The 13,034-nt window shown below is 27.9% G+C and carries 13 protein-coding genes and 1 tRNA gene; 10 read left to right on the top strand and 4 right to left on the bottom strand.

The window, feature by feature from the left end; translation table 11 throughout:
• Positions 1-111 precede the first annotated feature (111 nt).
• Positions 112-549: a globin domain-containing protein gene (locus tag H9660_RS10510; protein ID WP_191750335.1), complete on the bottom strand. Its 438-nt coding sequence runs from the start codon at positions 547-549 to the stop codon at positions 112-114.
• 366 nt (positions 550-915) lie between these two features.
• Here H9660_RS10510 and H9660_RS10505 point away from each other — a divergent pair, with 366 nt between their 5' ends.
• The 4 genes from H9660_RS10505 (at position 916) to H9660_RS10490 (ending at position 4,787) form a co-directional block, all read left to right on the top strand.
• Positions 916-2,406 carry a PTS transporter subunit EIIC gene (locus H9660_RS10505; RefSeq protein WP_191750334.1) on the top strand — a complete coding sequence of 497 codons (1,491 nt, stop codon included), beginning with the start codon at positions 916-918 and terminating at the stop codon, positions 2,404-2,406.
• Between the two features lie 14 nt (positions 2,407-2,420).
• Entirely contained in the window at positions 2,421-3,065 is a 645-nt protein-coding gene (locus tag H9660_RS10500; protein ID WP_191750333.1) for an N-acetylmannosamine-6-phosphate 2-epimerase, read from the top strand.
• Between the two features lie 100 nt (positions 3,066-3,165).
• A complete protein-coding gene (locus tag H9660_RS10495) occupies positions 3,166-3,969 on the top strand; it encodes an SIS domain-containing protein (protein ID WP_191750332.1) in 804 nt (267 codons plus the stop codon).
• Positions 3,970-4,223: 254 nt separating this feature from the next.
• Positions 4,224-4,787 (top strand): hypothetical protein, encoded by a 564-nt coding sequence (locus H9660_RS10490; protein ID WP_191750331.1) that lies wholly within the window; start codon positions 4,224-4,226, stop codon positions 4,785-4,787.
• A gap of 83 nt (positions 4,788-4,870) precedes the next feature.
• Here H9660_RS10490 and rd read toward each other — a convergent pair whose 3' ends face one another.
• Positions 4,871-5,035, bottom strand: a complete 165-nt coding sequence (gene rd / locus H9660_RS10485) for a rubredoxin (protein ID WP_191750330.1) — start codon at positions 5,033-5,035, stop codon at positions 4,871-4,873.
• A 107-nt stretch (positions 5,036-5,142) separates the two neighbouring features.
• Here rd and H9660_RS10480 point away from each other — a divergent pair, with 107 nt between their 5' ends.
• A complete protein-coding gene (locus H9660_RS10480) occupies positions 5,143-5,445 on the top strand; it encodes a hypothetical protein (protein ID WP_191750329.1) in 303 nt (100 codons plus the stop codon).
• A 149-nt stretch (positions 5,446-5,594) separates the two neighbouring features.
• On the opposite strand, the gene H9660_RS10475 is transcribed toward H9660_RS10480, so the two are convergent.
• Positions 5,595-7,169 (bottom strand): DEAD/DEAH box helicase, encoded by a 1,575-nt coding sequence (locus tag H9660_RS10475; RefSeq protein ID WP_191750328.1) that lies wholly within the window; start codon positions 7,167-7,169, stop codon positions 5,595-5,597.
• 298 nt (positions 7,170-7,467) lie between these two features.
• Here H9660_RS10475 and H9660_RS10470 point away from each other — a divergent pair, with 298 nt between their 5' ends.
• On the top strand, positions 7,468-7,971 hold the full coding sequence (locus H9660_RS10470) for a methylated-DNA--[protein]-cysteine S-methyltransferase (RefSeq protein WP_191750327.1): 504 nt from the start codon (positions 7,468-7,470) through the stop codon (positions 7,969-7,971).
• Positions 7,972-8,010: 39 nt separating this feature from the next.
• On the opposite strand, the gene H9660_RS10465 is transcribed toward H9660_RS10470, so the two are convergent.
• Positions 8,011-8,736 (bottom strand): lysophospholipid acyltransferase family protein, encoded by a 726-nt coding sequence (locus H9660_RS10465; RefSeq protein ID WP_191750326.1) that lies wholly within the window; start codon positions 8,734-8,736, stop codon positions 8,011-8,013.
• A gap of 153 nt (positions 8,737-8,889) precedes the next feature.
• On the opposite strand from H9660_RS10465, the gene H9660_RS10460 reads away from it, so the two are divergent.
• The 4 genes from H9660_RS10460 to H9660_RS10445 all read left to right on the top strand — a co-directional run bounded on the left by H9660_RS10460 (position 8,890) and on the right by H9660_RS10445 (position 13,033).
• Positions 8,890-8,964, top strand: a tRNA-Arg gene (locus H9660_RS10460).
• A 135-nt stretch (positions 8,965-9,099) separates the two neighbouring features.
• Positions 9,100-9,915: a MerR family transcriptional regulator gene (locus H9660_RS10455; RefSeq protein WP_191750325.1), complete on the top strand. Its 816-nt coding sequence runs from the start codon at positions 9,100-9,102 to the stop codon at positions 9,913-9,915.
• 679 nt (positions 9,916-10,594) lie between these two features.
• A complete protein-coding gene (locus tag H9660_RS10450) occupies positions 10,595-11,791 on the top strand; it encodes an MFS transporter (RefSeq protein WP_191750324.1) in 1,197 nt (398 codons plus the stop codon).
• 66 nt (positions 11,792-11,857) lie between these two features.
• The gene (locus H9660_RS10445) at positions 11,858-13,033 is read left to right on the top strand and encodes a M20 metallopeptidase family protein (RefSeq protein WP_243190644.1); all 1,176 of its coding nucleotides are present in this window, start codon (positions 11,858-11,860) and stop codon (positions 13,031-13,033) included.
• The last annotated feature ends 1 nt before the right edge of the window (position 13,034 follow it).

Here is a 13,034-nt window from a genome sequence, read left to right as displayed (position 1 = left end):
TTTAATATTAAATTTATCCACAATTTATAATAGAAAAAGCCTCTGTTTTTTTAAAACAGGGGTTTTTCAACAAACTGTAAAAATAATGGGCTATTAAAAGCCCATTATTTTTTAGTCTCTTGAAGAATAAATATCCTTTTCAACACCTATAAATACTTGAGCAAGAACTTCATAAGTTTTAGCCCATGCATCTATAATTTCATCAGTAGCAGCATCTCCTAAAACTTCTTTTATAGCTCCTAATAAATGTTCTCCTACTACTGGATAATGTTCTGGTTTAACATTTGAATTACAATGTATAGTTCCAATCTTATTTACAACAGGCATTATTGCTGATAGGTTATCTATATTTTGAGCTGCAGCTAATATTGACATAGCTAAAGCTTTTGGTTGTTCTCCTGAAGCTTGCTTATCCATATTGAATAAAGATTTTACTTCTGGATTTTTTTCAAACATATTTTTATAAAAAGTAGTTGTTATTTCTACTCCGTGAGTTTTTAAAACTGGTACTGTACTTTTTATTATATCTATAGTTTTTTGATCTAACATAAATTTCTCCTTTGATTATAATTATTAAATAATAATTAATATTATAAAATGATTCTATCACTATTAATAATAAATTTCAACTTATTTGCACCTTATACGTATAAAGCGATGAATATATTATTTAGATAGAATTATTATTGAATAATATTTTCATAATTACTATATTCTCAACTTAACTTAATGAATATATTTTAAATGGAGAATATAGGAATATAAATAAATTTATAAATGATTAAATGTGAAAAAAATTTTTATGTAAACTATTGAATAAAAATAATTTTCATGGTACTATGTAAATGTATTCAAAAGAAAAATTTATAAACAACAAAATATAAATAAATAATTTACAAAAGAGGGGGAAGAACTTTGTTTAAACAATTACAAAAGATAGGTAAATCCTTCATGCTACCAATAGCAATATTACCTGCTGCAGGTTTATTATTAGGTATTGGAGGAGCATTATCTAATCCAAATACAGTTCAAGCATATCCATTTTTAAATGTTTCTTGGCTACAAGGTATATTCTCAATAATGTCTTCTGCTGGAAATGTTGTATTTACAAATTTAGCACTTATTATGTGTATAGGACTTTCAGTAGGACTAGCTAAGAAAGATAAAGGAACTGCAGGTCTTGCAGGTGCAGTATCATTCTTAGTTATGAATGCTTCTATTAGTGGAATGATTACAGCATTTAATCCAACAGTAGAATCAATAGATACGGGAGTTGTTGGAGCTATAATAATTGGTTTAACAGTATCGTATTTGCATAACAAATATGGAAACATTCAATTACCATCAGTTTTAGGTTTCTTTGGTGGATCAAGATTTGTTCCTATAGTATCATCATTCTCAGCAATATTTATAGGCGCTATATTCTTTTTAATTTGGCCAACATTCCAAGGATGGTTAGTTTCAATAGGCAATGGTATAGCTGGTTTAGGACCAATAGGAACATTCCTTTATGGATTTTTATTAAGATTAACAGGTGCAGTTGGTCTACATCATATGATTTATCCATTATTCTGGTATACAGAACTAGGTGGAGTTGAAGTTGTTGCAGGTCAAAATATAGTAGGTGCACAAAATATATTCTTTGCTCAATTAGCAGATCCAAATCATGTTGGATTATTCACAGAGGGAACAAGATTCTTTGCTGGACGTTTTGCTACAATGATGTTTGGTTTACCAGGAGCATGTTTAGCTATGTATCACTGTGTACCTAAAGCAAAGAGAAAATTAGTAGGTGGATTATTCTTAGGAGCAGCGATAACTTCATTTGTTACTGGTATTACAGAACCAATTGAATTTATGTTCTTATTTGTAGCTCCATGGTTATATGTAGTTCATGCAGCATTAGACGGTTTATCATTCTTTATTGCTGATATATTAAATGTATCAATAGGAAACACTTTCTCAGGTGGATTAATTGATTTTACATTATTTGGTGTTCTTCAAGGAAATGATAAAACAAATTGGATATATGTATTAATAATAGGTGCAATTTGGTTTGCGTTATATTACTTTGTATTTAGATTTTTAATTACTAAGTTTAATGTTATGACTCCAGGAAGAGAAACAGAAGAAGAAAATGTTAATGTAGTTACTAAAGATAGTTTAAATGAAGTAGCAGAACAAATTTTAGTAGCACTTGGTGGAGCTGAAAACTTAGAAGATGTAGATGCGTGTATAACAAGATTAAGAGTAGCAGTTAAAGATGTTAAAAAGGTTGATAAAAACAAGATTAAATCCTTAGGAGCTACTGCAGTATTAGAAGTTAAAGGTGGAATACAAGCAATATTTGGAGCTAAAGCAGATCCAATAAAACAAAAAATTAATGAAATTATAGGGAGAGATTAGTAATAGTGAAAGAGATGAATAGAGGATTAATAGTATCATGTCAAGCATTAGCTCATGAACCATTACACAGCTCTTATATAATGAGTAGAATGGCTGTAGCAGCTAAAGAAGGCGGTGCTATTGGAATAAGAGCAAATAGTGTTGAAGATATAGTTGCTATAAAGAAGGAAGTAGATTTACCAATCATAGGCATAATAAAAATAGACTATGAAAATATAAAGCCATATATAACACCAACAATGAAGGAAGTAGATGCCTTAGTTGAAGCCGGGGTTGATATAATAGCTTTAGATGCAACAATAAATCAAGATGAAGAGTTTCTAAAAGAAATATTTAAGAAGTATCCAGATCAAAGTTTTATGGCAGATATATCTACTATAGAAGAAGGTTTAAGAGCTGGAGAACTTGGATTTCAATATGTAGGAACTACGTTAGTAGGATATACAGAGCATTCAAAAGGAATGAATAACTTTGAAGTTTTAGAAGCTTTAATAAAAGACTGCAAAGCAAAAGTAATAGCAGAGGGTAATTTTGATACTCCAGAAAAAGCAAGATTATCTTTAGAAAAAGGTGCTTATGCTGTTGTAGTTGGTAGTGCAATAACAAGACCACAATTAATAACTAAAAAGTTTAACGATGAAGTGTTAAAAGCATTATAATTTAATTTGAGCTGTCCTAAAGACAGCTCTTTTATTTATATAGCTTTAATGATATTCTAAAATAGGGTTGATAATTTATGACGATATTTGGGAGGGTAAAGTGGATATAATATATGAAATTCAAAGAATATATAATAGTTTTTCTGATAAAGAAAAATCTATAGCTGATTATATAATGCAGAATAGAGAAAGCATAAAAAATATTAATATTACAGATTTAGCAAAAGTAATAGGTACTTCAGGAGCCACTATAACAAGATTTGCTAAGAAGATAGGATGTAATAGTTTTGTAGATATGAAAATTATGCTTGGTTCAAACAAGATGGAAAAAGTAGTAGAAGATGATGATGAAATATTTTCATATACTTATCAATACTATAATGAAGTTATAGAAAGAACTAAAATGCTGATAGATAAAAGAACTATATTTAAAGTTGTTGATGAATTAAAAAAAGCAAGAAGTATATATATTTATGGAGTTGGTAGTTCAGGACTAACTGGAAAAGAAATGATGCAAAGGCTTTTGAGAATGGGATTTAATGTTCATTGTATTTCTGATTCACATATGATGATAATTAATAGTTCAATAGTAACGAATAATGATCTAGTTATAGGTATTTCTATATCTGGAGAAACTGTTGAGGTAATACATTCATTAAGAAGAGCTAGAGAAAATGGAGCTAAAACAGTTTGTATAACAAGCTTTGAAGAAAGTAGTATAAGTAAGTATTCCGATATAGAATTTACAGTATATAATCCTAAATTTATTGATAAGAATAAATTTATAAATAGCCAGTTTTCAGTTATGTATTTATTAGATTTAATTTCAATGGTTTTATTGAAAGATGAAGAATTAAATAAGAAGATGAAGATTACAATAGATGCTATAATTAATAATTATTAGTGTATTAAGAATATGAGATATAAAGTTATTTATATCTCATATTTTTTTCTATATATTAAAGAAATAGTATTAACCTAATATAAAAATATAAGGAAAAAATAAAATTGTATAGATAATTACTTTTAATAGAGAATAATTACTTATAAAAGAAGTTTTTATAGAGTTTCAGTTAGAAAATAATGATATAATTTAATTATATTATTTATTAGTGTAAAGTTTTAATAAATTTAAGGCTTTAATTTAGGAGGGTTAGAATGGAAAAATTAAATAAGTTTATAAATTATATAGAAGGAACTTTTAATAATGATAAGCAAATTGAAAAAGAAAAATCATTAAATGAAGAAATTAAGGTTCCAAGAGCAAAACATATAATAGGTATATGTAACAGTAAGATAGAGAATCTTCCAGAGGATTTTAAGGGATATTTTACAATAGATGAAACCTACTATAATCATGGAGAAAAGGAAACAGCATTACGTCATTTATTCTTATATACTTTAAATGAAGAGAATAATGTTGTTTTAACCTCTTATGAATTACCAAGCAATATAGAATATAATGATTTTGTAAATTCAAATGATAAATTAGTAATGGATTATAATGATTTAAAATTATCAGAGAAATTTACTCCAATTACATTTGAAGAAAGAGAAGAATACTTTTTAGCTGAAAGTGAAACAATTTTTGCTCCGGAAGTAATATTTACAGCGGTAGAAAAAGTATATGATGGAAAAATGTATGTGACAGAAATATTTAGAAAAAATGGAGTAATAGTTTCTGGATCTGAAGAACCGATAATTTATAACAAAATTAAATAATTTAAAAAGTAAAAAATGAATACATATTATCTAATTACGAATTATATTTAAGTATAAAGTAATAAGATAATATGTATATGAATTTAATCGTCTAAAGGTTCAAATTCATCTTTTGTTGCACCACATACAGGACAAACCCAATCATCTGGTAAATCCTCAAAAGCAGTGTCTGGATCAATTCCGTTATCAGGATTGCCATATTCAGGATCATAAACATAAGTGCATGGAACACATACGTATTTTTGCATAGCTAAATACCCCCTTATATTTTTCATACAATAAAATGTATTGGGGATATTATAAAAATATGATATAAATTAATATAAATATATAATTTTATAAGGATGGTGAGATTATGAGTAGAAAAACTAGCAAAAATAATGACTTGCTTAGCAGTGTAAGAAAAGATACTTCTCCTAAGATATATTCATTATTAGTTGATTTAGTTAATGATGATAGAGAAGATTTAGCAGAATTAGTACTTAAAATAGATTATTTATTAGAATATTCAAGTGCTTGTATTCGTCAAAAAGATTTCCAAGGAGCAAAGGAAGCTTTAAGTAAAGTTGAAAATAGAGTTAAAATGCTAGATATGCAAAAAGTAGATACAGAACATATTAAATATCTTTATGAAGGAATAAAGAAGAAATGCAAATAAATAATGTAGAATTAAGGATTTTTTTCTTTAATTCTACATTTTAAATTTTTCATTGCAAAAATGCTCGCTTTTTTTGTTTTGCTAAGCAAAATAAAATAAGCTGTGAAACTAAAGTGACACAGCTTTTAAGTATTAAGAAATTTTAAATATTATTTTCTTTTTCTATTTGCAATTTCTATATTAACTTTTCTATTATTTAACTTACGACCGATACATTTTTCGATAACCTTATCTTTAACATCTGGAGTTATATTTACAAATGAGAAGTTTTCTAATATATCTATATCTCCTATAGAGGTTGCTTTAATTCTAGCAGTATCTTTTATAAAGTTAACTAAAGATTTAGGTGTTATTCCATCTCTTCTACCAACAGATAAGAATAAACGTATATCTTCTGATTTTGGAGCTTCAAGAACATTTGATTTATAGTTTTCAAGTAACTCGCTATTAAATTTGCTCTTAATTAAGGCTGCAATAATTTCAATGTTATCAAATTTTTCGCTTAGCTCTTTAGCTATTGGAATAAATCTTGAATAATCAGAATCGTTAATAGTATTTGTAACATCTTCTAAAATAGATGATGATTTACTATTGAATATTTCATTAACTGTAGGGATAGCTTTTCTGGAAATATCACTCTTAGTAACTGATTTAATTTGCTTTAACATAGAATATTCTTTTGGAGAAACTAATGAGTAAGCAGTTCCTTCTCTATTTGCTCTTCCTGTTCTACCTATTCTATGAACATAGCTTTCAACATCTTGTGGTAAATCATAGTTTATTACATGAGTTATACCTTCAACATCTATTCCTCTTGCAGCTACGTCGGTTGCAATTAAATAATTTAAAGAACCATCTTTAAATTTCTTTAAAGTTCTTAATCTATGAGCTTGTGACATATCTCCGTGCATTCCCTCTACAACATAGCCTCTAGATTGCATACCTTCAACTAATTCATCAACACCCTTTTTAGTTCTACAGAATATTATTGCAGAAGATGGTGTATCAAAATCTAAAACTCTACAAAGTGCTTCAAATCTAGTTTTATGAGATACTTCAAAGAAGCTTTGACTAATTTTAGAAACAGTCATTGAAGTTTTCTTTATAGCTATATGTTTAGCATCTGGTTTCATATATCTTTTTGCTAATTTTTTTATTGGTTCAGGCATTGTAGCTGAGAATAATAAAGTTTGTCTTTCACTTGGTAGTTGTTTTATTATATCTTCTAAGTCATCAATAAAGCCCATATTTAACATTTCATCAGCTTCATCTAAAACTAAGAATCTAATTTTATCTAATTTAATAGTACCTCTCTTTATATGGTCTAAAACTCTACCAGGAGTACCAACTACTATATTTACATTACCTTTTAATGTTCTAATTTGATTACTTATAGGATCTCCACCATATACAGGAAGTATTGATAGGTTATCGTATTTAGATAATCTTCTAAGCTCGTCATTAACTTGTATAGCTAATTCTCTTGTTGGAGCTAAGATTATAGCAGAAAGGCCATCCTTTTTTGTAATGCTATTAATTATTCCACATCCAAAGGCAGCAGTTTTACCAGTTCCAGTTTGAGCTTGCCCGATAAGGTCGTGTCCTGCAATTGCTGCTGGTATTGCCTCAGCTTGTATTTGGGATGGTTCTTTAAAACCTAATTCATCAATAGATTTTAAAAGGGTATCCTTAAGCCCTAAGTTACTAAATTTAATTTCGTTCATCTAAAATCCTCTTTCTCTTTATTTAAAATAATATATAATTAATCATAAGCGATTATTTTATATTAACTAATTTAGTATAAAATTAAGTATTAAAATCATACTAAATTTAATTGAATTTATCTAAATTATCTTTATTGATTTAAAATAATATACAATTAATCATAAGCTGTTATTTTATATTAACTAATTTATTATACACTATATTTGAAAAATATGCTCGTATTATTTGATAGAAAAATAAGTAATTTTATAAAATTTATAGAAAAGGAAAAAAGTAAACCTTTTAGGGAGTAGAATAATGAAGAATAATGATGAAAAATTATATTATTATAAAATAAGTACTATAGTAGGAAATATTTATATCATAAAAAGTCATAAAGGATTAAGGAATATAGAAATAATTGAAGAAGATTGGGATAATTTTAAAGATAAATATAATTTAATAGAAGATGAACAAATGTGTAAAGAAGAAATAAAACAAATAAAAGAATATTTTTTAGGGAAAAGAAAATCTTTTGATTTAATTTTAGATATTGAAGATACGGATTTTAGAAAAAAGGTTTGGGTGGAGCTTATAAATATTCCTTATGGAGAAGTTAGAAGTTATAGTGATATAGCAAAAGCTATAGGGAATGAAAAAGCTGTTAGAGCTATTGGTCAAGCAAATAAAGCTAATCCTATACCAATAGTAATACCATGCCATAGAGTTATAGGTAAAAATCAAAAGCTTATAGGATATGCAGGAAATCATACAGATATACAAGAGAAGCTAATTAATTTAGAAAAAAGCTTTTTAAATTAAAAAATGCGGTACTTTTAAAATAGCACCACATTTTTTTAATTAGCATGGTAATTTACTTTTAATAATTTCATAAACCTTTTTAGGCAATTCATCCTGTTCTTCCTTAGATAAATTTGCAGTTTCAATTGCTGGATGTATATATAAATCCACATGGGCTGGTTTAACTATCCATTTCTTTTCACTCTTCTCCATGATTTTATAGGAACCATTCATAGTAACAGGAACTATAGGAACTTTAGACTTGGTAGCAAGCTTAAAGCTTCCAGCTTTAAACTCTCCCATTTTATCGCCTTTACTTCTAGTACCTTCAGGGAAAATTACTATAGAATGTCCTTTTTTTAAGATTTTTATACCTTCTATAATAGCTTCACCGGATTTTCTGACACTACTTCTATCCATAAAGACACAATACATATAGTTCATCCAAGTACGAACTCCAGGAATTTTCTTAACCTCAATTTTAGATACAAATCCTTTTAAACCAGGAACTTTACTCATGTATATTGGTATATCAAAATTACCTTGATGATTTCCTATATATAAAACATTTTTATCTTTTGGTATATTTTCTAGTCCATGGACTGTTACTTTAACACCTGCAACCTTTAATAAAATGCTTGCCCAAAGTGTAGTAACCTTATAAACTAAAATATCTCTTTTTTCTATAAGTCCTTTTTTGTCTAATATTTTTGTTATTATCATAGCAGATAGGCTAATAATAATTGTACTAAAAAATACTATATACCAAATAATAGATCTAAACATACAATCAAATCCTTTCAATAAAATAATTCCATAAATAAAGTATATAACAAAGTAAGAATTTAGAAAAGTAATTAGAATTTCTTTTGAATTTTATAGCCTTTGCATAATATTGACATAATTGAAATGTTATTATACAATTTACTTGATACTCAGGCCTTCATAGTTCAATGGATAGAACAGTCCCCTCCTAAGGGACAGATACAGGTTCGATCCCTGTTGGGGGTACCAGAATTTTTATGAAAACGGCTTAACCGTAGGGGTTAGGTCGTTTTTCTTTAATCTATAAGAATTTATAAATAAATAACCGTGAAGATATAAATAAACTTTAGTATAATAGTTTATAGAAGTCTGGGGGGATTCATCGTGAAAACATATAAAATTGGTGAAATTGCTAAACTACTTGGAATTAGTGCTGAAACAGTAAGGAATTATGAAAAAAAGGGATTAATTGAACCATATAAGGAAGATTCAAATTATAGATATTTTGATATTATAAAGGTTAATCATTTACTCAACATTCAAAAGTTCCAGAAATATGGATATAACTTGCACGAAATTAAAGAAATAATGAATGAGAGTACAATGAAAGAAGCAGAGTATTCATTAATAAAAAGAGAAAAAGAGTTATTAAATGAGGCTTTTTATTTAAATTTAAAAATAAATAGTGTTAATACAACAATTAATTTTATGACTCAAGCTCAAGATGCTAAACAAGAATGTTTTCTTGGAGAGAGACCACCTTTATATCGTTTAAGTTACCAAAAAAATCATGAATTAATTGAAGATGAAAGAGTACAAGAAGAGGTAGTTAAGTGGTTAAAATACGCAGATCTTACTTTTATGTCAGGCTCTATACAATTAAATGCTATGATGAATTTAGGTAAAGATTTTGATTTTGGATTTTGTTTAGATAAGCGAACAGCAGAATTTCTTGGAATACATGAAAATGATATTGTAAAGTTTTATGATAGTTGTCCAGCTATTGTGTTTTATTATGAGGCAACCCCAAAGAATGATATAGAAGGCATTTCTAAAATGATATTAGAATATGCTAATAAACATCATTTGCGAATTGTTGGAGAAAGTATATCTCGTGTAATCTTTGCGAGATGGATAGATGAAGAAGAATATCTTATATCTCATTTAGTGTGGATACCTTATGAAAAAATAGAATCTTAGTTATAAAATATATTTAAGCAGAACTCTAAAGGGGGTTTCTGCTTTTTTTCTTTTTAGAAGCTTTCCTTATTAGAGCATATTGATAACAATTATCTTTTAAATCGATTTTCTAAAATTAATTATGCATTTGTAAATGAAATTATTGAATAAACTTTAAATAAGGTTAAAGATAGATATAAATTTTAATACAAAAAAATATTAAAATAATTGATTGACTCTAAATTACATTTAAGGTTTATAATCCTCTTGTACGAAGAAAACAGCTAGATAATAGGATTTTTTATAGAAGTATTAGTTAAAAGAAATATTATAATTATGATATAAAAAGGTAAGAAATGAAATAGCTTATATCAATTAAGAAAAATATATAGAGGATATATTGTTTAAATATATTTTATCTTTTTATGTCAGTAATTAATCAATTTAAAACTTTTTATTAATAGAACTTATAAATAATTAATAGTCAAATACTTCATTAGAACTAATATCTAGCAGTAATAAAAATTAGTATCGTATATAAGTTTGAGCTCAGGTACTGATTTTTAATGAAATGTACAAAAATATTATTTTATTAATGGCAATCATGTTTATAGTTTTACTGTAGAGAACAAAATTTTATCCTAGGAAGAGAAAATGTTCATTTATAAGTAAAGTTTTAGTGATTGTTTAGGAGGATTCTATGAAATTTACAAAAAAAGAATGGATAGTATTTGGAATTGTATGTTTAATAGGTATTTTTGCAAATCTAGACAAAAGTATGATTGGATTTACTGCAGATAAGTTAATTAGTACATACGGTTTTACAAAAGCAGAAATGGGAAACTTATCTTCTGTGTTCTATGTTAGTTTTATTTTAGTTACAATACCAGGTGGTTGGTTAGTTGACCGTTTTGGATATAAGAAATTCGTTGTAGTTTCTTTAAGTATATTAATGGTATTTTCATTCCTATTTGGAAATGTTAGCGGATTGCTTGCAATTCTTTTCTTACGTTTCTTAGTTGGATTTGGCCAAGCTGGATATACAAATGGTGCACCAAAAATTATCAGTGATAATTTTGCTCCAGAACAATGTGCAAAGGTGCAATCTATAGTAATTGCAACTGCAGGTATTGGTGGTATTCTTGCTAGTACAGTTGGACAAAGCATTATTAATGTAAATTGGCATTATGCTTATTACATGCTAGCAGCAGGTTATTTATTAGCTCTTGTTCTTGTTATTATTTTCTTAAAAGATAAAAAGGTAGCAAATACAGAAGTTAAAGAAAAGACTCAACCAGCAGAAAAAGTAGGATTCTTTGATGCATGGAAAAATAAGAATACATTATTATTAGCAGTAGCTGTATTATTTAGCAACTTAGTTGGTGTAGCAATGATGTTCTGGCTACCAAATGTATTCCATGTAAATTTTGATATTGAAAACCCGGCAATGTTAAGTACTATTATGGTTGGATTCTATGTAATTATGACTATTGCAACTGCAATAAGTGGATCTGTAATTACTAAGTATTTCAAAGGAAAAGAACAAAAGTTTATTTTTTGGTTATCTATAATTACAGCAATATGTATAGTTGTGTTTATAGCAGCACCTGTATATCAAGTTGCTATAGCAGCATTATATGTTTCTGATTTTACTATGATGTTAGCTTTCTCAGCACTATTATCTATACCATATCAAATTGTACCAAGAAAGATTATAGGTTCAGCATTTGCAGTATTAAATATAGGTGCATTTGTTGGTGGAATTATTTCTCCACAATTAGTTAGTGCATTTGCTAAGGAAGATAGTTATTTCTCTTCATTCATTGTATTAGCTGTATGTATGATTATTTCAGGAGCAGCTACTTTATTAGTAAAGAAACCAGAAGAAATTAAATAAAATAAAAATATTAGATAGATTATGCCAGGATTTTAAGTTCTGGCATAATTGTATAGGAGGTATATTATGAAAGATATGAAAGAATGGTTTAATAAAATTCCAGTAGAAGAGATGATTTCTTGGAGACGTCATATTCACGAAAATCCAGAATTATCATATAAGGAGTATAACACAGCAGCTTTTGTTGAAGAAAAGCTAAGAAGCTTTGGAAATATTGAAATTGTAAAACCAACAGAAACTAGCGTTCTTGGTATTTTACGTGGTGCTAAAGAGGGAAAGACTATATTACTTCGTGCAGATATGGATGCTTTACCAATGCAAGAAGAGAGCGATGTTCCTTTTAAATCAAAAGTAGAAGGAGTAGCTCATACATGTGGACATGATATACACACTGCGATGTTATTAGCTACAGCAAAAGTTCTTTCAGAGTTAAAAGATTCTTTACATGGAACTGTTAAGTTTATATTTCAACATGCAGAAGAGCTTAATCCAGGTGGCTCTCAAAGTATTATAGATAGCGGTGTGATAAATGATATTGATGCAGCAGTAGGATTACACATTATTCCTAATCTTGAATGTGGAAGTATTCATGTACGCCCAGTAGGAGCTGCAACAACAGCTGCTGATGGATTTTTCTTAAATATTCAAGGTAAGGGAAGTCATGGATCTATGCCTCAGAATGGAATTGATCCTATCATTGTTGGAACTCAAATTATAAATCAATTACAAACTGTAATATCTAGATATACTACACCAGGAGAACTTGCAGTAATAACTGTTGGTGAATTTAAAGCAGGGGATGCTCCAAATATTATTCCTGATAAGGCTTATATGAGCGCATCTATTCGTACAATTAATGACGAAACTAGGGAAAAGGTTGAGAAGAGAGTTAAAGAAATTATAGATAATACTTGTAAAACATATGGTGCTACATATGATTTAGATTATCAACGTGCATATGCAGCTGTTATAAATGATAAAACAGTATCAGAATTAGTAATGGATAGTGCAAGAGAAGTATTAGGAGAATCAATGGTAAAAGAAGCTCCACTAACAAGTGCAAGTGAAGACTTCTCAAATTATCGTCAAATTGCTCCTATTTGCTTTGTACAACTTGGAGGTGGTACAGCAGCAGATGGATGTGGATTTGCTAATCATCACCCTAAATTTAATATAAAGGAAGAATCTATGATTAGTGGTGTAAAGACAGAAGTTCAAACAGTATTAAATTTTTTAAAGTAAT

Source organism: Clostridium gallinarum (assembly GCF_014836325.1).
Classification (GTDB): Bacteria; Bacillota; Clostridia; order Clostridiales; family Clostridiaceae; genus Clostridium; species Clostridium gallinarum.
This window is presented reverse-complemented; position numbering and strand designations above follow the sequence as displayed.